This is a genomic window from Mycolicibacterium stellerae (assembly GCF_003719305.1).
GTDB lineage: Bacteria > Actinomycetota > Actinomycetes > Mycobacteriales > Mycobacteriaceae > Mycobacterium > Mycobacterium stellerae.
The window spans coordinates 58,213-78,687 of the sequence record NZ_RARC01000033.1 but is presented as its reverse complement, the minus strand read 5'-3'; the positions used below and the strand labels follow the sequence as shown (position 1 = coordinate 78,687).

The 20,475-nt window shown below is 65.3% G+C and carries 21 protein-coding genes; 6 read left to right on the top strand and 15 right to left on the bottom strand.

The features are described 5' to 3' along the window. Positions 1–1,035, top strand: a 1,035-nt coding sequence (locus D6M19_RS28415) for an HNH endonuclease signature motif containing protein (protein WP_164478732.1), incomplete at its 5' end; no start/stop codon positions are given. Between the two features lie 12 nt (positions 1,036–1,047). On the opposite strand, the gene D6M19_RS28410 is transcribed toward D6M19_RS28415, so the two are convergent. From D6M19_RS28410 to D6M19_RS28390, 5 genes are all read right to left on the bottom strand, one after another. Then, positions 1,048–1,491 (bottom strand): MaoC/PaaZ C-terminal domain-containing protein, encoded by a 444-nt coding sequence (locus D6M19_RS28410; protein ID WP_123028619.1) that lies wholly within the window; start codon positions 1,489–1,491, stop codon positions 1,048–1,050. Then, positions 1,488–1,961 (bottom strand): FAS1-like dehydratase domain-containing protein, encoded by a 474-nt coding sequence (locus D6M19_RS28405; RefSeq protein WP_123028633.1) that lies wholly within the window; start codon positions 1,959–1,961, stop codon positions 1,488–1,490. Before D6M19_RS28405 ends, D6M19_RS28410 begins: the two co-directional genes overlap by 4 nt. Before the next feature lie 61 nt (positions 1,962–2,022). Continuing rightward, positions 2,023–2,436, bottom strand: a complete 414-nt coding sequence (locus tag D6M19_RS28400; protein WP_123028618.1) for a nuclear transport factor 2 family protein — start codon at positions 2,434–2,436, stop codon at positions 2,023–2,025. 15 nt (positions 2,437–2,451) lie between these two features. After that, positions 2,452–4,059: an AMP-binding protein gene (locus D6M19_RS28395; protein ID WP_234835092.1), complete on the bottom strand. Its 1,608-nt coding sequence runs from the start codon at positions 4,057–4,059 to the stop codon at positions 2,452–2,454. Beyond that, positions 4,052–5,167 (bottom strand): aromatic ring-hydroxylating oxygenase subunit alpha, encoded by a 1,116-nt coding sequence (locus D6M19_RS28390; protein ID WP_123028616.1) that lies wholly within the window; start codon positions 5,165–5,167, stop codon positions 4,052–4,054. The genes D6M19_RS28395 and D6M19_RS28390 overlap by 8 nt, the downstream gene beginning before the upstream one ends. 105 nt (positions 5,168–5,272) lie before the next feature. Here D6M19_RS28390 and D6M19_RS28385 point away from each other — a divergent pair, with 105 nt between their 5' ends. After that, the gene (locus D6M19_RS28385; protein ID WP_123028615.1) at positions 5,273–6,511 is read left to right on the top strand and encodes a cytochrome P450; all 1,239 of its coding nucleotides are present in this window, start codon (positions 5,273–5,275) and stop codon (positions 6,509–6,511) included. Between the two features lie 10 nt (positions 6,512–6,521). Here D6M19_RS28385 and D6M19_RS28380 read toward each other — a convergent pair whose 3' ends face one another. Continuing rightward, positions 6,522–8,855, bottom strand: coding sequence for a CaiB/BaiF CoA-transferase family protein (locus D6M19_RS28380; protein WP_123028614.1), 2,334 nt, complete (start codon positions 8,853–8,855; stop codon positions 6,522–6,524). Between the two features lie 74 nt (positions 8,856–8,929). On the opposite strand from D6M19_RS28380, the gene D6M19_RS28375 reads away from it, so the two are divergent. Both D6M19_RS28375 and D6M19_RS28370 read left to right on the top strand, forming a co-directional pair. Further along, entirely contained in the window at positions 8,930–9,739 is an 810-nt protein-coding gene (locus D6M19_RS28375) for a FadR/GntR family transcriptional regulator (RefSeq protein WP_123028613.1), read from the top strand. A gap of 10 nt (positions 9,740–9,749) precedes the next feature. Next, positions 9,750–10,469 carry an SDR family oxidoreductase gene (locus D6M19_RS28370; RefSeq protein ID WP_123028612.1) on the top strand — a complete coding sequence of 240 codons (720 nt, stop codon included), beginning with the start codon at positions 9,750–9,752 and terminating at the stop codon, positions 10,467–10,469. 5 nt (positions 10,470–10,474) lie between these two features. Here D6M19_RS28370 and D6M19_RS28365 read toward each other — a convergent pair whose 3' ends face one another. From D6M19_RS28365 to D6M19_RS28355, 3 genes are read right to left on the bottom strand one after another with little or no spacing between them, the layout of a single operon-like run. Beyond that, positions 10,475–11,614 carry an amidohydrolase family protein gene (locus tag D6M19_RS28365; protein ID WP_123028611.1) on the bottom strand — a complete coding sequence of 380 codons (1,140 nt, stop codon included), beginning with the start codon at positions 11,612–11,614 and terminating at the stop codon, positions 10,475–10,477. Beyond that, positions 11,611–12,663, bottom strand: coding sequence for an amidohydrolase family protein (locus tag D6M19_RS28360; RefSeq protein ID WP_123028610.1), 1,053 nt, complete (start codon positions 12,661–12,663; stop codon positions 11,611–11,613). The genes D6M19_RS28365 and D6M19_RS28360 overlap by 4 nt, the downstream gene beginning before the upstream one ends. Continuing rightward, positions 12,660–13,016 carry a Rieske (2Fe-2S) protein gene (locus tag D6M19_RS28355; protein ID WP_123028609.1) on the bottom strand — a complete coding sequence of 119 codons (357 nt, stop codon included), beginning with the start codon at positions 13,014–13,016 and terminating at the stop codon, positions 12,660–12,662. Before D6M19_RS28355 ends, D6M19_RS28360 begins: the two co-directional genes overlap by 4 nt. Before the next feature lie 89 nt (positions 13,017–13,105). Between D6M19_RS28355 and D6M19_RS28350 the strand changes: the two genes are divergently transcribed. Beyond that, entirely contained in the window at positions 13,106–14,314 is a 1,209-nt protein-coding gene (locus tag D6M19_RS28350; RefSeq protein ID WP_123028608.1) for a cytochrome P450, read from the top strand. After that, entirely contained in the window at positions 14,311–15,468 is a 1,158-nt protein-coding gene (locus D6M19_RS28345) for an NDMA-dependent alcohol dehydrogenase (RefSeq protein WP_123028607.1), read from the top strand. Before D6M19_RS28350 ends, D6M19_RS28345 begins: the two co-directional genes overlap by 4 nt. Here D6M19_RS28345 and D6M19_RS28340 read toward each other — a convergent pair whose 3' ends face one another. Genes D6M19_RS28340 through D6M19_RS28315 form a run of 6 tightly spaced genes read right to left on the bottom strand, consistent with a single transcriptional unit; the run spans position 15,469 to position 20,466 of the window. Further along, positions 15,469–17,007 carry an acyl-CoA synthetase gene (locus D6M19_RS28340; RefSeq protein WP_123028606.1) on the bottom strand — a complete coding sequence of 513 codons (1,539 nt, stop codon included), beginning with the start codon at positions 17,005–17,007 and terminating at the stop codon, positions 15,469–15,471. A 10-nt stretch (positions 17,008–17,017) separates the two neighbouring features. After that, a complete protein-coding gene (locus D6M19_RS28335) occupies positions 17,018–17,884 on the bottom strand; it encodes an enoyl-CoA hydratase/isomerase family protein (RefSeq protein WP_123028605.1) in 867 nt (288 codons plus the stop codon). Between the two features lie 15 nt (positions 17,885–17,899). Continuing rightward, positions 17,900–18,136 (bottom strand): biotin/lipoyl-containing protein, encoded by a 237-nt coding sequence (locus D6M19_RS28330; protein WP_123028631.1) that lies wholly within the window; start codon positions 18,134–18,136, stop codon positions 17,900–17,902. Then, a complete protein-coding gene (locus tag D6M19_RS28325; protein ID WP_234835091.1) occupies positions 18,129–19,160 on the bottom strand; it encodes an alpha-ketoacid dehydrogenase subunit beta in 1,032 nt (343 codons plus the stop codon). The genes D6M19_RS28330 and D6M19_RS28325 overlap by 8 nt, the downstream gene beginning before the upstream one ends. An 8-nt stretch (positions 19,161–19,168) precedes the next feature. Then, a complete protein-coding gene (locus tag D6M19_RS28320; RefSeq protein WP_123028604.1) occupies positions 19,169–20,149 on the bottom strand; it encodes a thiamine pyrophosphate-dependent dehydrogenase E1 component subunit alpha in 981 nt (326 codons plus the stop codon). Beyond that, positions 20,146–20,466 (bottom strand): DUF4286 family protein, encoded by a 321-nt coding sequence (locus tag D6M19_RS28315; RefSeq protein ID WP_123028603.1) that lies wholly within the window; start codon positions 20,464–20,466, stop codon positions 20,146–20,148. Before D6M19_RS28315 ends, D6M19_RS28320 begins: the two co-directional genes overlap by 4 nt. Between the last annotated feature and the right edge of the window lie 9 nt (positions 20,467–20,475).

Sequence of the window (20,475 nt, the reverse complement as noted above, 5' to 3'; positions counted from 1 at the left end):
CAGGTCGCCCGCTACGACCCCGACGCCCAACGCCGCACCCACACCGCGGTGCGGGGCCGTGATTTCACCATCGGCGCCTGTGACGACGACGCCGAAACCACCGCGGTGTGGGGGCGGCTGCTGGCCCCCGACGGTGCTGTTCTGCGGCAGCGGGTCACCGCCATGGTCAACGGGGTCTGTGATGGTGATCCGCGCAGCGCCGGTGAACGCCGCTCTGATGCGATCGGCGCGATCGCCAACGGTAACGACACCCTGGCGTGTCGGTGTGGCTCCCCGGCCTGCCCCACCACGGGTGTGACCCCCAAGTCCAATGTGGTGATCCGGGTGATCGCCGACCCAGCCGCCATCGCCGACGCCGCCACCCACACCCAGACCACCGCCCCTGCGGCCGCCTCTGCCGCCGCGGAGGCTACCGCCCAATCCGCCACTGCCGCGTCGGGGCGGCGGCCGCGGTCGCCGGGCCTGCTGGTGGGCCATGGGGTGTTACCCAATGCGCTGCTGGCCGAAGCGATCCGCAGCGGGGCGACGATCACGCCGATCCGCACACCGACTGCTGGACCCGAGCCGCGGTATCGGCCCAGCGCCGAGTTGGCCGAGTTCGTGCGGATGCGCGATCTGTTCTGCCGCTTCCCCGGCTGCGACGTGCCCGCCGACCGCTGCGACCTCGACCACGTCATCCCCTGGCCTTTAGGCCCCACCCACGCGTCGAACCTGAATTGCAAATGCCGACGACACCACCTGATGAAAACGTTCTGGACCGGCATTGGTGGCTGGGCCGATCAACAACTGCCCGACGGCACAGTGATCTGGACAGCCCCGAGTGGTAAGACTTTCACCACCCAGCCCGGCAGCCGGCTGTTCTTCCCCACCTGGAACGTCACCACCACCGAACTCCCACCCGCCACAAAACCACCACCCAACGCCGAACATCGCGGCCTGATGATGCCCCGCCGACAACGCACCCGCGCAGCCGATATCGCCGCGCGCATCCAAGCCGAACGCAGACTCAACCAACGCGACACCCCGCCCTACTAAGTGGTGTACTGGTTAGCCGGCCAGCTCGAGGGTCACTTCGGCAGGGCAGCACAGTTCGTCGCGCTGGTTGAAGATCGCGATCTCGAGGTCCACCAGGTATCGCATGGTGTCACCGGTCTTCTCATCTCGCTTGTCGACGACGCGGCCACGACCGACCATCGAGTCGCCCGCGTAGATAGAGCCGATCATCGACAGCTTGCGCCGCACCACCCGGCTGTACGGCCCCGCCCAGTCGGTGGCGATCCGGTCGATGAAGCCTGCCAGGTGCATGGTGTTGACGAAGATCGTTGGATGCCCGTGGCTTTCGGCGTAGGCGGGGTCATAGTGGCCGGGAAAGTAATCCCATGTCGCACCCGGGTTCATCACCACCCGTTGGTAGCTGATCTCGTCGACGACCTCCGCGAGCTCGGTCGGCACCGTGACATCGTTCCACGCCAATCTGCGGTAGCTGCTCATGGCAACTCCGTAGGGGTGAAGCGGAACAACGTGTTCCGGTTCGTCGCGACCAGCGAGCCGTCTTCACGGTAGTAGCTGTCGCAGGTCTCGACGAAGTGCCCGACTCCGACCTTCGTGCGCTTCTCCGGCGACACCGACACCACCTCTTCGACAACCTTGAGGCGGTCGCCCTCGATGATCGGGGTCACGATTTCGACGTCGTTGGACGCGTTGATGAATGTGGTACCGGGAAGCGGCACACGGATTGCGATCGACGGAACGGGTCGCTGGCCGTTGGGCAGCCACGGTGGTGGGATCAACCAGCTCATCAACATCGCGGGTGGTGCGACAAGCCCACCCCACACCTGCGTGGCGAAATCGTTGTCCCAGTATGCCGGGTTGCCGTCCTGCACCATCGACGCGAAATGCTGGATGCGGGCCGCACTCACCGCAGTTCCGGCGAACCGCGGCTCACTGTGCGTGCCGACCATGCGCAGGGCATCCTCATAGGTGCCGAACGCAAATTCGTAGCGGATACCCGCAGTCACCGGCTCATACCGGTAGCGCGTCTTTGCTTGGCACAACGTCCCATTCGAGCGCACGCGAAGTGAAGTACCACCCGCCCCGCTCGTAGATGAGCCGGTCGCCGAAGGTACCGGTGGCGCGGAGCTCGGCACCGACGAACAGAAGCGCGACGCAGTGCTGGGTGGCATCGACGCCGTCGACCGCAATCTCGTGGTCGACGGTGACGAGGCGCTGGTCGTTGCCGCCGTCGAAGGCATCCCGCAAGTTGGTGAACGTCTGCCCGTCGCGGACGAACGTCGCGCCCGCGTGGCGGAATGTCGCTATCCAGCCGCCGAAGTCGCCCGCGGAGAACAACCGATTATGGCGGGCGTTCAGGTTCAGGATGGCCGCGCGTCCGGCCACCCCGGCGAGCACGAACTCCTGCTGATAGCTCATCGTCATGTGTCTTCTCCCGTCTTAGCGACTGAGTATGTAGCCGTGATCCTCGCGGTCCCATGCGTCGTCGCCGAGTCCCCTCGTGCGCAGCAGATCCTTGCGGACTCGACCGATGACGTTTTTCGGTATCTCGTCGACGACTTCCAGATACCGCGGAACGCAGAAATACGGCATCCGTGCCGAGCAGAAGTCCAACAGCTCGGCGTGGTCGAAGTCTGCCCGCGAAGCGACCGTGACGACAACCAGGATGTCGTCCTCGCCCAGATCGCTTGGTACGGCAACGGCAGCGGCCTCGAGCACGGCGGGATGGCGCATCACCGTCGTCTCGACCTCCACCGAGGAGACGTTCTCGCCGCGCCGCCGCAGCGAGTCCTTCACCCGGTCGATGTAGGTCAGGTTGCCGTCGTCATCGAAAGAACCGAGATCGCCTGTGCGGAACCACTCCTCGTGTGCGACCACAGCCAGCTGTGAGTCGACCGCTTCGCCATCGACATAGCCCAGGCTCATCGCATTCGCCGACTTCGGCCTGCAGGTGATCTCGCCGACGGCGCCTGCGGGCATGGGATGCCCGTCGGTGTCGACGATGCGGACGTCGAATGCGGGGTTCACCCGTCCCGATGTCCCGGGGACACCATCCTCTGAGACGCGCTTGAACGCGATCGGGAAGGCCTCCGTCATTCCGTACATCGTCACGACCCTCACGCCGTAGCGCTGCTCGATGCTGCGGTACATGTCGGCTGCGATGGGTGCCGCCGAGATGAACCTCAGCGGCAGCTGCGAGTCCCCAGCGTTCGGCGACTGATTCCACAGCATCGAGACCATGGCTCCCGCGCCGGCAAAACCCGCTGCGCCGCATGCGCGTATCTCGTCCCAAACTTCACTCGGCCGGAACGCCCCGGACAACACCATCGTCGAGCCGAGAAGCATCGGCGCCAGCACCGAGGGTGCGGCGCTCAGGTGGAACAACGGCATCGCGCTCCACACCACGTCATCGGCGGCCAGCTCCCAGGCTGTCGCCACACCGGCCGCCGCCGAGAACAGATAGTGCCACGTCGTTGCGACGGCCTTCGACGGTCCGGTGGTGCCCGAGGTGAAGAACAGCGCGGCCAACTCGTCCGGACCTGCGGGATCGGCGTCGGGCGGGGTCGCCGAGGCGCGGGACAACTCTTCGGTCAGCGAATCGCCAACGACCAGTGTGGTTCTCGCCGTCTCCACGCGGTCGACGATCTCGTTAAGGTGGCCGAGTCGTTCGGCGTCGGTGATGACGACTTTGGCCCGCGACAAGCGCAGCGCGTGCACCAGAAACTCGTCCTTGTTGGCGACGTTCACCGCGGCGCTCACCGCCCCGATCCGTGCTGCGCCGAGCCAGAAGTACACCCACTCTGGGCACGTCGCGGTGAACAACGCAACGGTGTCACCCCGCGCGACACCGCGATCGACCAACACGTTCGCGGCCGCACATGTGCGGTCTCGCATCTGTGCGAACGTCACCGTCGTGCCTGCGATGCTCATCATCGTGGCGTCGCCGAACTGCTCGGCGCGCTTGTCCAGCACGTCGGGGATCGTGAAGCGCTCGACGCCGAACTGCGGCGGACCGATCGGCCCGTCGCGCCTTCTGCCTTCAGGCACCCGCCGCCGCCGGGTCCGGTTCGCCGGTGGCGGTGTACCCGAAGTCGATCGGCGACGGCTCTTCACCGGGGTAGAACCGATGCGCCCATCGCCGCAGTGCGGCATAGTCGCGGGCTTCCTCGGGCGCCAGATTCGGCTTCTCCAGGTACTTCATGTTCTCCCAGGTGAAGAAGTCCTGCTTGATGACTTCCTGCTGCAACTGAAGGAACTTCGCGGCGCGGCCCGCCGGTTTGTCGCCGGTGTCACCGGGTTCGCGAACCGACGCCTGGGTGTAGAAGTAGTCGGTGTAGTCCTCGTCGACGGGCGTCTGACCCGTCACCTCGATGGTCGCGACGAGTTCCTTGGGGAACCGCACGATGCCGAGCCCCAACGAATAGTTGTCGTAGATGATGTTCGCGTCTACGGGTCCGTCGGGTGTGAGCCATGTCGACGGCCGTCCGCCTCCGAAATTCGCGGTCACCGTCGCGTGCAGGTGGTAGCCGTTGGCGTCGAACGACGTCGTGTTGGCGGCGCTGTCGGCCTTGTGGACGAACTGCACGTGATACGGATCGGCTGCGTTCTCGATGATCATCTGCGCATGCACCTTGACCCGGTTGAGCATCCGGGAGTGCGGGTGCAACGGGTAGTACTCGTCGGTTTCCAACTCGGGAAGGACAGGCGGCAGCCAATAGGGAGCGCGGCCGTGGCGCTCGTGCCACACCACGATGAACCCGTACCACTCCTGTGCGGGGTAACTCTTGATCTTCACGTTCTGCTTGCAGCCGATCTTGCTGTACGGGATCAGCGCGTTGGTGCCGTCTCCCCGCCACTGCCAACCGTGCCACGGGCAGACGATGTGCTCACCCTCGACGGTGCCGCCCACGGCCATGTTCGCGCCAAGGTGCAGGCAGTACGCGTCGAGCACGTTGACCGTGCCCGACGCGGTGCGGAAGATGACCAATTCTTCGCCGAAGTAGTGCGCCCGCTTGACCGCCCCGTTGGCCAACTCCGAGGCGAAACCGACGATGAACCAGCCGGTCGGAAAGCGATACTTCGAGAGGCTGATACCGCTGGGGCCGAATTCCCGCTCCGACGGATCGATGGTGGGATCGTCGATCGTGTCCGTCAATGCCGTCTCCGTCCGCGCAATATTTCGGCAGGTCAGACCCTGTCCGTCGTCTATTGTTACTATTTTAAGCATTCTAGGTCAAGGACAGCCGAACCAGGAGCATGCATGCCGACGACCACACCAGTCGATCTTTCGGATTCCGCCTTGTGGCGGAACGGTTTTCCCGACGAGCTGTTCGCCGAGCTGCGCCGCGACCGGCCGCTGTTCCGCCACGGGCTGACCGACGGCGTCGCCAAGACCGTCAAGCGGGACTTCTGGATGGCCACCAAGCACCGGCATGCCCAGCGCATCCACCGCGACACCGACTCCTTCACCGCAACCGACGGCCCGCTGATACAGGGCGTGGGTGTCATCGGCTCGGCGCCGACCATCATCAACATGGACCCTCCCGACCTCCTCAAGCGCAGACGGGTGATGTCACACGCCTTTACGCCGAAGGCGATCGGCAAGCTCGAGGAGGGCATCCGCAGGCGTGCGGCGGGAATGGTCGACCGACTGCTCAAGGCTGGCGGAGGTGACTGGATAGAAGACGTCGCCGACGTGCTGCCGATGTCGGTCATCGGCGACATCATCGGCATTCCCGAGGCGGACCGGCCCGAGATCTTCGACACGCTCGATCGCATTCTCAAAGTCGCCTCGTCAGAGGACGCCGTTGCCCAGCAGGACGCGATGGAACTGTTCGGGAAGATCTTCACCTATGCGTTTGAGCTCACCGCCGAGAAGCGGCGCAACCCTACCGACGACATCTGGAGCACCCTGACGTCGGCGGTCGTCACCGACGACAACGGCGAGAAGCTGTCCATCCCGGCCAACGAACTGGAGATCTTCTTCTTCGTCATCGCCTTCGCGGGCAGCGACACCACCAAGAACGCGCTGGCATCCGGGCTTGCGGCCTTCGTCGCCAACCCCGAGCAGATCGAGCGATATCGCGAGGACGAGGCGGTTCGGTCGAGCGCCGTCGAGGAGGTGCTGCGGTGGGCTTCGCCGGTGACGTTCTGGACGCGCAGCACGAAGGTCGACATCGAGATGGACGGGATAACGATCCCGAGGGGTGAGCGGGTGGTGGCGATGCTGCGCTCCGCGAATCGCGATGAAGAGGTCTTCGACAATCCGTTCGCATTCGATATCGGCCGCACCGACAACCCACACGTGACGTTCGGTGGCGGCGGACCACATCATTGCCTTGGCGCGATGCTGGCCCGCGCCGAAATCCGGGCCGTGCTCGACGAATTGCTGTGCCATGCCGACGAAATCAGGCTCGGTTCGCCGAAGGTGGCCTATCCCAACCTGACCAACAACATGACGATCTTCGACGGAATGCCCATCTCATTGACGCGCCGCTGACGCCGGCTTTTCATACGCCCTTGGGTCTGGTACCGATGACACCGTCGGCCGCTAGCCGTTGCAGATCCGCCTCGGTAAGACCACACAACTTCGTCAGCACCTCTTCGTTGTGCTGACCCAACGTCGGCGGTGTGCGAAGCAGCCACCGCCTGCCATCGTCGAGACGGGCGAACGGAGGACACGGATACAGGCCGCTGCCGGTCCTCGGATGCTCGAGCCGCTCGAAGAAGCCGCGGTGCGCCAGCTGCGGGTTCTCCGTCACCAATGACGGTGAGATCACCGCGGCCGCCGGAATCCCGGCTGCCGCAAGCCTTTCAACGACGTCTTCGACGTCCTGCGTGACGAGCCACTCCTCGATGTCGACGCCCTGACCGCCGATGAGTTCGGCCAAGGCGGAGAGCTCATCGTCGGTGCGTACGCTCACCGCGATCCAATTGTCGTCACCCGCGCACCGGAAGACATCCTGCAGCGTCGCACTGTGCCCACGGTTGCCCCGACGCTTCATGACCTTCCCGAAAACCTCGAATTCCATTGTCTGCACGGCGGTCACGTTGAGCACGGTCTCGATCATCGGCACCTCGACGAGCTGGCCTCGGCCAGTGCGATCGGCGAACTCCAGAGCCGCAAGCGTTACGAACGCCGCATGGGCTCCCGCGAGTGGATCGCACGCACCGCGCGGAGCAACGGGCAGACCGTCGGGCAGGCCGGTCACCCAGGCAAGGCCTGCAATCTGCTCCATCGTCGGCGCAAAGCCGACCCGGTCGCGCCACGGACCGGTCAATCCGAACGCGGGCATGCGTACGACCACGACGCGAGGATTGAGTTCGAGCAGGGTGTCGGCATCGAGGCCGAATTGATCCATCACCCGCGGGGAGAAGTTCTCGATCACCACATCGGCCTGGCGGACAAGTTCCTTGACGAGCCGGAGACCGTCGGCGGACTGCAGGTCGAGCGTGACCGACCGCTTGTTGGTGTTCATCGCATGGAAGACCCAGCCGTACTCCCACCAGTCGTCGACGTCGGTGCGCATTCCGCCGGAATACCGGATGCCGTCGGGTCGCTGGATCGACTCGATCTTGATGACGTCGGCCCCGAACGCCGCCAACGAATGAGCGGCGGCGGGGCCGGCCCAGAACGCTGTGAAATCGACGATCCGCACGCCTTCGAGCGGCGGACCCGCTGGCTGTGTGCGCGGCGCCGATTCCCTTGGCTCCCAAAGCGAGAGGCCATCGGCCTCCCCGACGGCGGGAGCGTCGCGCACCGGCGCCTGCTTGGCGGCCGACATCAGCCACGGCGCGCGCGGCTGCCGGAACCCCGCGGGGTTGTCGATGTACACGCCACGGGTTTGCAGGTGATCCATGTCAGGAATGGTCGAGCCGTTTCCGAGTGGCGCCAGCGGCAACCGGAACAGCGCTCCGAGCTCGACGATCTCGGCGACAGTACGCTCGCGCATCCAGGGATCGATCCGTTCGCGAATCCAGTCGCGGTAATCCCATCGGCCGATCTGGAAGCGCAACTGGGCAACCTCGGCGAACTCGGGACAGTCGACCATCGCGGCGAAGTCCAGCCACTGCTGACCGGTGACCATGCTGATGCCGACGTAGCCGTCCTTGGCGGGCTCGATCGACGGCACCTCGACCGAGCGCCTGACGGGTGGCCGAGCCAACAGCTGCGAGTGCAGCCATTCGCTGCTCTGCATCAACGTGATCGCCTCGAGCATGGACAAGTCGAGGTGGCCACCCGGCCCGCCGCGGGCGACGCGACGGCGCAGCGCCATCGCGCCGTATGCCGCCCAAGCCGCGCCCATGAACTCGCCCAGGTCACCCCCGACCGAGATGGGCGGGCCTTCCGGATCGCCGCGGAAGCCGGTGAGCCCTGAGTCGGCCTGCAGGGTGAACTCGGTTGCCGGCCGCTCCGACCATGGCCCGGTCCAGCCGAAGTCGGAGATGGTGACGACAACGCAGTCCGGCCTTGCCTCGAGCAGCCGTGCCGGATCGACGCCTTGCTCAGCTGCTGCCGACCGGCTCGCCGTCACGATCAGGACGTCGGCCCAGGCCAACAGCTCGTCGGAAACCTTTGTCACGCTGCGCTTTCCGGCGGACAGATAGCTGAACAGCGGGCCGTCGGCGCCGGGAGCGAGTTTGCCGCCGGTCGCGGTGAAGCGGCGAAGTGGATCGCCTCCGGCGGGTTCGACCTTGACCACGTCGGCACCCGCGTCGACCAGCAGCTTGCCGCAGTAGCTGCCCGCGATCCGGTCGCTGACCTCCACGACGCGCAGATCGCAGAGCGGAGTGGATGCTCCGTCCTTCAAGCGCACAACCTCCCGAGGCCGTTTCTTTGTCATCTTAGTAACTTTTGTCGGATAGCGACCCGGTAGACCCCTGGTAGCACGGCTATCGCTGTTAACATTGCCAGGCAATGACAACTTTGGGAATCGGCCCCGAGGCTCGTCGCAGGCTTGGGGCCCGCAGGACGGCCGAGATCGTCGCCGATGAGCTCCGCAGGCAGATCATCGACGGTGAGTTGTCCGACGGCGACCTGTTGCCGCGCCAGGAGATTCTGGTCGAGCAGTTCAACGTCAGCCTGGTGTCGCTGCGCGAAGCCTTGCGGATCCTGGAAACCGAGGGGCTTGTCTCGGTCCGCCGCGGCAACCGCGGCGGGGCGGTGGTGCACGCACCAGCCAAGGCGAGTGCGGCCTACATGATCGGCCTGTTGTTGCAGAGCGACACGGTGCCGCTGGCGGATCTCGGCGCCGCGCTGCAGGAACTCGAGCCGATGTGCGCGGTCCTCGCGGCCCGCAGGCCCGACCGCGGACAGACCCTCATCCCCAAGCTCAAAGAGATCAACGACGCGATGGCCGAGCACATCGAGGACGGCGCCAAGTTCACCGAGATCGGCGGCCAGTTCCACGACGAGATCGTGCGCGGCTGCGGCAATCACACGATGATCGCGGTTGTCGGCAGCCTGGAGACGCTGTGGACCGGCCACCTGAACATGTGGGCCAGGGAGACGGCGGCACGGGGCGAGTACCCGTCGATGAGCAAGCGACGGATCGCCTTGACCGTGCACACCAAGTTGACCGATGCGATCGATGCCGGTGACGCTGACCGCGCCCGCAAGCTCGCTGCCCGACACATCGCCGACACCCAGACATACTTCAGCGCGGGCGATCCCGAACAGCGCATCGTGGCCCTCTCGCCGCAAGCGCTGGCCCGTCGCCACCGCTGAAAGGTGCTGTGTGCGTACGGCATTGATTACCGGTGGCAGCGGCGGCATCGGCAAGGAGTGCGGCCGCAAGCTCACTGAGCTCGGCTACGACGTCGTGCTCACCGCGCGAAGGGAGGACCCGCTTCGCGCAGCAGCCGAGGAGATCGGTGCGCGCTATGTCGTCGCCGACGCCAGCGACCCGGCGAAGTTCGCCCCTGCGGTGGAGGCGGCGGGAGACATCGATCTGGTTGTCCATGCGTCCGGCGTTCTCGGCGGAACCTACGCCCGCAAGCAGACTTTCGACCAGTGGCGGGCAACGATCTCGGCCAACCTCGACTCGTGCTTCGTCGTCACATCCGCGGCTTTGCCACGGATGAAACCGGGTTCGCGGTTCGTGTTCATCTCGTCGTCCGCGGCGCACGAACCGATGATGGCGAGGACGGCGTACTCGGCATCGAAGGCGGGCATGAACGCATTCGCAGGCGCGCTCGCACAAGAGGTCGACCGCGACGGCATCAACGTCCACATCGTCACGCCGGGACCGGTCGAGACCGAGATGTTGCAGGACGTCCCGTTCGAGATGTGGGCGATCCGGGCGTCCGACGTCGCCGACGCCGTCGCCTGGCTGGATACCCTTGACCCGTCGGTCGACCTGCCGGAGATCAGGCTGCACGCCATCACCCGCGGGCCGTCGGCACGGGCTCCCATCGTGCCTCTCGAAGTCGAGCGCCGGACGACCCGTACCAAGTGATTTCGCTACTCGCCGGGGAGTGCTTTCACCGTCGACGGCAGCCCGTAGAGCGCGGTCGCGTTGCCGCGCATGATCCGCTCGCGCTGGTCGGCGGGGAAGCGCCTGATCGCCCAATCGGGCGCGTCGTAGCTCCAGTGCGGGTAATCCGTGGAGAACATGATGCAGTCACCGAGGTCCATCATCTCGATGTACTCGCGGTACGTGACGACGTCGACCTCCTCGAGCGGCTGCGTGGTGAACCGAACATGCTCGCGGACATAGTCGCTCGGCTTGCGCCGGACGTGCGGCAGATCGGCCTTGCGGTGTTCCCAGATCCGGTCCATCCGCGACATCACCGGCATCGCCCAGGTGAAGCCACCCTCGACGAACACCACCTTCAGGTCGGGATGGCGGTCGAATGCGCCGTCGAACACCAGGCTCATCAGGTGCGACACGTAGAGCAGCGGCCACGATGCGAAGAAGTCGTGCCAGTGCGACGGGTTACCGACGGGGTAGATCGGGATCAGCTCGTAGGGTGTCTGCCCCATCAGATGGGTCGCGACCGGAAGGCCGTTGCGGGTCGCGGCCTCGTATATCGGGTCGAAATGCGGACTGCCGAAAGATATTCCGCGAGTCTGCGGCGTCATGAGCACTTCGGCCATGTACGGGTGCCCTGCCCACCGCTCGATCTCCCGCGCGGCCTGGCCGGGATCCTGCGCGGTGATGCTGATCGCGCCGCGCCACCGACCGTGCCAGTTGTTGTCGCCGAGCCATACGTCGGCCAGCCAGTCGTTGTACGTGGCCTTGAGGACGTGTTCGGCCTGCGGTAGCTGCGCGTCGCACATCGGCTCCAGCACCGCGATGCTCACACCGGCGTCTACCAACAGTTGCTTGGCGGCGAACTCCGGATCACTGCCCGCGGCTCCCCCGCGCGGCGGTGACGCGTCGACGCGCAGTGAACTCGTCTTGTAGGCATCGGGGGTGTCATAGAAGTACGACATCGGCGAAACGGCGTTTCCCGTCGGCCAGAGCTTGTCCTTCCACTCCGGCGGCGCGTAGGACTTGAGCACTGCACCCGACACCGGCAGCGGATGCACATCGGTGTCGACGATCGTCACCGCGATGTCCTGCGCGACGGCCCCTTCCGCGCGTTCAACGATCGTCATGCCCTGGTCCCTTCGAGATTGGCCGAGATGCCGTATATATCGCTTGCGTTGCGCCACAACACCTTTTCCCGCTTGTCGTCGGACAGCCCGGCCACGGCGGCGCCGGGTGCCGTCGTCGACCAGTGCGGGTAGGCGGATCCGTACATCAGCAGATCCGCCTTATCGGTGAAATCCATCCAGCGCTCGGCCTGGTTCGCGTCGGTCGGCCCGTCCAAAGCCGACGTGCAGTAGCGCACGTGGTCATGCAGGTATTCGCTCGGATACCGGTCCACCCAAGGGGTTTGGTCGCGCATCGACATCCAGAACGTGTCGAGCCGCCACATCAGCGGCGTCAGCAGGTCGTAGCCGCCGTCGGCGAAGACGAACCGCAGATCCGGATGCCTGCCGAACACGCCCTCGATGATCAGCGTCGCGAGGTGGACGAACGAGTTCAGCGGCATGAAGGCGGCATAGCCGGGATACGTCGAGGCGTGGCCCGCGAATGTCGGCGCGTAGTCGACGCCGTTGCCGCCGTTGATGTGCACGGCGACGGGCAGCCCGCGCGCGGCCGCCGCCTCCCAGATCGGCTCGAACGCCGGCTTGCCGTAGGGCTCCCGCGATTGCAGCGGGACACCCACCTGCACCATCTTCGGGTGGTCGGCCAGCCGTTCGATCTCGGCGACCGCGCCCCTGACGTCTTCGGGGTTGACACGGATCGTTCCCATAAAGCGCCCTGTGGCGTCGGGCTCGAGCCAACGGTCGATCAGCCAGTCGTTGACCGCCGCACAGATCCGGCTGTTGAGCAGATAGTCGGCGATGTTGCCGCGGGTCAGCGGATTGAGGATCGCGTAGTCGACCCCGCTCTCGCCGAAAAGGTGCCTGGCCACGGTCTCGGGGTCGGAGGCGGGATAGCCGTCGCTGTAGAGATCCTGGCGGTAGTCGCCGCCAGGTGCCTGATACCACTGCTGCTCGACGTCGGGGATCGCGCGCAGCTTGTGCGCGGGCGACAGATAGCGTCGGATCTCCGAGTTGTACCGGAAATGCGGCTGCACATTGGCGTCGATGATCATGCGGTGAGGTAGACCTGCCCGTCGGTGACGTCGACCTCGTACGTCCGGACCCGCTTCTGCGGGTCGGCGAGGTTCACCCCGGTGGTGATGTCGAACTCCCAGTTATGCCACGGGCACCGCGCGATCTGTCCCTCCCGCACGTAGCGCACCTGCCCGGGAGCATCGGGGGCGAACTCGGTGGTGCCGACGACATATCCCGCGCACAGCGGCGCGCCCTCGTGCGAGCAGTAGTTCGCGATTGCATAAACAGAGCCGTCGATGTTGTAGACCCCCACGCCGAACTTGCCCGCCTCGACCAGCTTCATGCTCCCCGGGGGCAGGTCATCGATCGCACAAACCGGACGGCGCTGCATCAACGTCCCTTCAGTTTCCTTGACCTAGAATACTAAAATAGTAAAGATAGAGCGACCGACTCGCTAGACGCTGCTGTCCGGGAGGCACTGTGACGCTCAGCACGGAATCACACGACAAGCCGACCGTTCCGGACATAGAGACCGACCCCTACGGCTTCTTCGAACACATGCGGAGGGCGGCGCCGGTGTGGCGCGGCACGCTCATGGAGAGCGATCTGATGCCCCCAGAGCTCAAAGTCGCTGAGAATTGGACGCTGTTCGACTTCGAAAGCGTCTTCACCGCGTTCCGCGAAGACACGGTCTTCGCCTCCGAGATGTACAACAACACGATCGGTCTCGTCTTCGGGCCGACGATCCTCGGAATGCACGGCAAGCAGCATCACGACCATCGCAGCCTGGTGAGCAAGGCGTTCAAGCAGAGCGCGCTCAACCAGTGGGAACCCGAGGTGATCGACCCGATCTGCGACCAGCTGGTCGACGAGTTCAAAGACGACGGCCAGGCCGATCTGGTCAAGGCGCTCACGTTCGAGTTCCCGACCCGAGTGACCGCTGCCCTGCTCGGCCTCCCGCAGGAGGATCTGGAGATGTTCCGGCGGTTGTCGCTGGACCTGATCTCGATCACCGAGAACATCGAGGCGGGTCTGAACGCGTCGGTCGAACTTGGCACCTACTTCCAGGGGCAGGTGGACCAGCGCCGAAGCACGATGACCGACGACGTGATCGGGGACCTGGTCGCCGCCGAGATCGACGGCGAGAAACTCACCGACGAGGCGATCATCTCCTTCCTGCGCCTGCTGCTGCCCGCCGGCCTTGAGACCACCTACCGATCGTCTGGCAACCTGTTGGCGCTGCTGCTCACCCACACCGATCAACTCCAGGAGCTGCAGGCCGACCGCAGCCTCATTCCGGCCGCGATCGAAGAAGGGATCCGGTACGAGACGCCACTGGTTCTGGTGGCGCGCAACACCACCCGCGATGTCGAGATGCACGGTATGACGATCCCGGAAGGGGCACAGGTCAACCTGTGCATGGGTTCGGCCAACCGAGACGACAAGCGGTGGGAGAATCCGAACGTGTTCGACATCCACCGACCGCGGCGCGCGCACATCTCGTTCGCAGGCGGGATCCACAGCTGCCTCGGCATGCACCTGGCCCGGGTGGAGACCAAAGCCATGCTCAACAGCCTCTTCGATCGGGTGACGGATTTGCAGTTGCTCGACGACGACGACACCAAGATCGAGGGCATGCCGTTCCGCTCGCCCAAGCACCTGCCCGTCACGTTCCGGCCGCTCGCATGAAGACCCGCGCGGCAATCCTGCATGACATGGGTCAGCAATGGTCGGTGGAGGAATTCGAACTCGACCCGCCCAAGGCAGGCGAGGTGCTGATCGAGATGGCCGCCGCCGGCCTGTGCCACTCCGATGAGCACATCCGCAACGGCGACATGTCGGTACCCAACGAAGTGATGGAGCAGTTCGGCCTCCCCGGCATGTTCCCGATGATCGGCGGACACGAAGGGTCGGCAGTGGTGGTCGAGGCCGGCGAGGGCGTCACGGAGTTCGCTGCCGGCGACCACGTGGTGACGTCGTTCGTCGCGGTCTGCGGCACATGCCGGTGGTGCAGCTCGGGCATGGAATACATCTGTGATATGGGCGCGCAGGTGATGATTCCCGGCATGCCGACGGACGGCACCTTCCGCCACCACACCGCGGACGGCCGCAATCTCGGCCACCTGTCCAAGGTCGGCGCATTCTCGAAACACACTGTGGTTTCCACGGATTCGATCGTGAAGATCGAGCCCCACCTCCCGTTGCTGCCGATGGCGCTGTTGTCGTGCGGGATTCCGACCGGCTACGGCTCCGCGGAGAACCGCGCGAAGGTGAAGACCGGCGACACCGTCGTCGTCATCGGAGTGGGCGGAATCGGTACCGGAGCCGTGCAGGGCGCACGCATCAACGGGGCCGCGCAGATCATCGCGGTCGACCCGGTGGAGTTCAAGCAGAAGTCGGCTCTTGGCTTCGGTGCCACCCACAGCGTCTCGAGCACCGAGGAAGCCGCCGACCTGCTCCGCGATCTGACGCGCGGCGTGATGGCGGACAGCGTCGTGGTGTCGCCTTCGTTGATCTCCGGCGACGACGTGCAGGCGGCCCTGAGCCTGACCCGCAAGGGCGGAACCTGTGTGCTGACCGGCATGACCGCCACCACGACGAACTCCATCGCCATCAACTTGCAAGAGTTCATCCTGTGGAACAAGAGCCTGGTTGGCACGGTTCTCGGATCGTGCAATCCGCGGGTGGACGTCGCCCGATTCACCAAGCTCTATGAGGCGGGGCTGTTGCAGCTCGATGAGATGATCACCCGGCGATACCGGCTCGACGACATCAACGAGGGCTACCGCGATCAGCTCAATGGCGAGATCGTGCGCGGCATCATCGATTTCTCGCTCGACTGATCACACGATGCGCGACGGGCGGCCCTGCCAGTAGCGCTCGCGGATCCGCCTCTTGTACAGCTTGCCGTTCGGATCGCGTGGCAGCTCGGCGTCGAATTCGATGGTGCGCGGGCACTTGTAGGTGGCAAGGTTCGCCCGGCAGTAGTCGATGAGCTCGACCTCGAGCGCGGGGCCGGTCTCCACACCATCGACCGGCTGGACGACGGCCTTGACCTCCTCGCCGTATTCGTCATTCGGCACGCCGAACACCGCCGCGTCCACCAGCTTCGGGTGCATGACCAGAACGTTCTCGGCCTCCTGCGGGTAGATGTTCACCCCGCCCGACACGATCATGAACGTCGAGCGGTCGGTGAGATACATGTAGCCGTCCTCGTCGACGTAGCCCATGTCCCCCAGCGAGCGCCACCCGCGGTCGTTGGACACCGACGCCGTCTTCGCGGCGTCCTTGAAGTACTCGAACGCAGGGCCGCCCTCGAAGAACAGCTCCCCCGGCTCGCCTGCGGGCAGCTCTGCGCCGTCCTCCCCCATGACGTGCACCGGGCTGAACGGCTTGCCCACGGAGCCGGGGTGGGCCAGCCACTCCTGCGGGCCGATGATCGTGCCCGCGAATCCCTCTGTGCCCCCGTAGTACTCGTGGATGATCGGCCCGAACCACTCCATCATCCGCTGTTTAACGTCGATCGGACACGGCGCGGCGGCGTGGATGACGCACTGCAGGCTGGATACGTCGTACTTGTCCCGGACGTCCTCGGGCAACTTGAGCATCCGCACGAACATGGTCGGCACGAACTGGGCGTGAGTAACGCGGTGCTCCTCGATCAGGCGCAGCACGGTTTCGGCGTCGAACTTGGGCATCAGGATCGAGGAGGCACCCACCCGATGCACCGCCATCGTGTAGTTGATCCCGGCGGCGTGATACAGCGGTGCGGGCGACAGATACACGCTCGACGGGGTCATGTCGTATCGTTTCGCAAGCGAGTACTCCAGCACCTTCTGCGCCCACGACCCTTGGCCGTCCTCGGGTAGCGGCCGCCGGACGGCTTTTGGTCGCCCAGTCGTCCCCGACGAGTAGAGCATCTCGGATCCGTCCGAAATCGGCGGCGCCGCATCGCTTTCAGTCAGGGTGTCGTCGTACAGTCGCCAACCGGGCAGCACACCGCCCACGCTGATATGCACGTCGACGCCGTCGCTGGTGGCCAGAATGTGGCTTCCCAACTCGGCCATCGACGCGTCGATGAACACGGCCTTGGCATCGGAGTCGCCGATGACGTAAGCCACGTCGTCGGGTGTGAAGTGGGTGTTCACCGCGCTGTAATACAGCCCGGAAAGCTGGCAGCCCCAAGTGATTTCGAAGAACTCCGGACGGTTCGGCAACACAAGGGCCACCCCGTCGCCGCGTCGCAGGCCTGCCCTGTGAAGCAGGGCCGCGACGCGCCGGCTTCTCCCGAACAACTCGCCGTATGAGATCGTGCGGCCGTCCGCGACGATCAGAGCAGTTGAGTCGGGATCACCGTCCGCGTGGTCGGCGATGTTCGCCACTGGTCGGGTCCTACGTGGTCGCCGCGCCGTTGTCGGATGCCGCCGCCTGCCGCTTGGCCATTTCGGACGGCAGGATCTTGTCCTTGAACACCTGCTGGATCAGTTCCTGGACATCCTTGCTGATCGACGCGAGTGCCACGAGGTCGTTGGAGCTCTGCCAGTGCACCCGCATGCCCATCATCTCCCACGCACGCTTGATGTTGGCCTTAGTGGCCAGCAGCGTGGTCATCGGAGCCTGCGCGATTTGGCGCGCGATCGCGTCGACCCGCGCATCGAGGTCCTCGCGCTTGACCACCTCGTTGATCAGGCCGTACTCGAGTGCCTTCTTCGCATCGACGGTCTCGGCGGTGTACAGGTAGTAGGACGCGCGGCGCCAGTTCATGAAAACCCATGGTTCGATGGAGCATTCGCCGGACGGCATCCCGAACCCCTGCAGCGGCGGGTAGGAAAAGTAGGCGTCCTCGGAGGCGATCACGATGTCGGTGGTCAGACCCATGTGGGTGCCGCCGCCGACGCAGTAGCCGTGCACCTGCGCGATGGTCGGCTTGGAGAACTCCCACAGGTTGAGGGTCGGCTTCACGAACAGGTCCGACTGCGGCTTCCACGGGTGACCCATCCGCATGGCGCCCTCGACGAACGCCGGGTAGTCGACGGCGTTGTTGCCGATCGCGTGTCCCGAGCAGAAGCCCTTGCCGTTGGCCTTGAGCACCAGCACCTTGATGTCGTAGTCGCGGTCGGCGTCCAACAGCGCGGCGTCAACCTCCTCGGCCAGCTTCTGGTCCTGCGCGTTGGCCTTTTCGGGCCAGTTCAGGATGACCTTCGCGATCGCCCCTTCTTTCTGGTAGATGGTTCTTTCGCGGGTCTCGTTGCAATCCATGCGTCCTCCTGTTTGTTATGACGTGATGACGCCGATTTCGGCGCCGATGTCGTAGGTGGTTCCGACCGTGCCCGTCCACTGCACAGTGCCCGACGCGCCCGCCTCGATTTCCTGTTCCACCTTCTCGGTGGCGATGACGTAGATGGGCGTCCCCTCCTCCACGTGCTCGCCTGCGGCGACGAGAAGCTCGGTGAGCTCGGCTTCCGAAACGGCCACCGAAACGCGCGGGATTCGAATGACGAAGTCAGCCACCCGCATCCGCCTTCGCGAGGGTCCGTTGCACGGCCTCGACGACGCGCCCCGCCGACGGATAGATCTGCGCTTCGAGCGCAGGCGCGGCGGGTGTCGGGACGAACCTCGCGGCCACCCGTTCGATGGGCGCGGTCAGGGCACCGAAGCATTCCGCCTGCAGGACAGCGACGACCTCCGCCCCCGGGCCGGCGAACTGAACGGCATCGTGTACGACCACCGCACGCCCCGTGCGTCGCACCGACTCGACCATGGTGTCGACGTCGAGAGGCACAAGAGTGCGCAGGTCGATCACCTCGGCGCTGACCCCTTGCTCATCCAATGCCTTTGCGGCTGCCAGCGATTCGAGCACACTACGGCCGTAGCTGATCAGCGTGACGTCGGAACCCGGCCGCTTGATGTCGGCCTGACCGAGTGGAATTCGAAATCCGGGATCGATTGGCACCAAACCCTTCTGGGCTTGCAGCCGGATCGTCTCGACGAACAGGCACGGATCCTCGTCAAAGATCGCCGACGCCAGCAAGCCCTTGCCGTCGCGTGGGGTGGACGGGACGATGACCTTCATCCCCGGGATGTGCATGAACCAGGCTTCCAGCGTCTGCGAGTGCGTCGCCCCAGTGGCGAGACCGCCGTACACCTGAGTGCGCACGGTGATCGGCGCGGTCGTCCGGCCCGCGGTCATGAACCGCAGCTTGGCGGCGTTGTTGATCAGCTGATCCGCCGCGATGCCGATGAAGTCCATGATCATTATCTCCGCGACCGGCAGCAGCCCGTCGATCGCGGCACCGATGGCCGCACCGACAATCGCAGCCTCCGAGATCGGCGTATCCAGCACACGGTCATGGCCGTACTTGGTCGACAACCCCGCCGTCGGGCCGGATGCACCAGGGTCGGCGATGTCCTCGCCGAGCAGGAAGACCCGGTCGTCGGCGGCCATCGCCTGATCGAGCGCGAGGTTCAGCGCCTCGCGCATCGACATCAGCGATGAGCCGCTTGCGCGAAGAGCCGACTGCGTTGTTTCGTCCATGGCCTTCCTCAGACGGGATATTTGATCGGGGTGGCGTACACGTCGCGGTCGAGCTCGTCGGCTGACGGCGGCCCCGCGGCCAGCACCGTCTTCAACGCTTCCTCGACCCTTGTCAGCGCGCCCTCGTCGATCCCGCTGAGCTCGTCGTCGCCGCAGATGCCGCCGTCGATCAGGCGACGGCGGAACGCGGGCACCGGGTCGGCGGCGATCGCCGCCTCCAGCTGATCGGAGGGGATGTAGGGCATCCGGTCGCCGAAATAGTGCCCGCGGAACCGGAACGTCTCGCATTCGATGAAGGTGGGGCCCTGGCCGTCGCGGGCCTTGCCGATCGTCTCGGCGAGTGCGTCCGCGACCGCCAACGGGTCGTTGCCGTCCACCCGTACGCCAGGCATGCCGTAGCCGGCCGCACGGTCGGCGACGTGTTTGATCTTCATCGTGTCAGTGGTCGGGGTCATCTCGGCGTACATGTTGTTCTGGCAGACGAACACCACCGGCAGATCCCACAGCGCGGCCATGTTCGCCGCCTCGTGAAACGATCCGGTGTTCGTCGCGCCGTCGCCGAAGCTGACGACCGTCACCCGGTCGAGCCCCTTGCGTTTGGCGGCCATCGCCAGCCCGACAGCGACCGGCGGCCCCGCACCGACGATGCCCGTCGACAGCATCACACCCCTATCGGGTTTGGCGATGTGCATGGTGCCGCCCTTACCGCGGCTTGCGCCGACGGTGCGCCCCATCATCTCGCCGTAGATCTCTTCCAGCGGAACGCCTTTGCCGATGAGGTCGTGCAGCCCGCGGTAGGTGGTCACCAGCTGGTCGTCGTCGCGCAGCGTGACACCCATTGCCGCAGCGATGGCCTCCTGCCCGCGCGACGGCCAGTACACACACATGAACTCGCCGGTGCCGATGCCCTTGGACAGCCGGTCGTCGGCGGCCTTCATCAACACCATCAGCGCGTAGATGCGCCGCTGCACCTCGGGTGAGGGAGTCATTTCTGATACGAACCGATCTCTCGGTAGACCTTCGGGATCGGTGGTGTCTCCATGTTGAGCAGTTCCAGCGAGGACATCTTGCCGCTCCTGCCGAGCTCCCCCAGCCGGTCGACAACCGCGTCGAGGTCGTCGCACTCGAGCTCGTAGATGGCGATGAAGGGCCCCTCGCCGTCGGTCGGGGCAAAGCGGCGCGCGGAAACGATCCCGTCGACAGAGCAGATCTCAGCGAGGTGAGTGTCGTTGTACCACTTGTGGTACTCCTCTTCGCGGTCCGGTGATACCGGCCTCGTCTCCAGGTAGATGATCCCTCTGGCCATTTTCGTCCT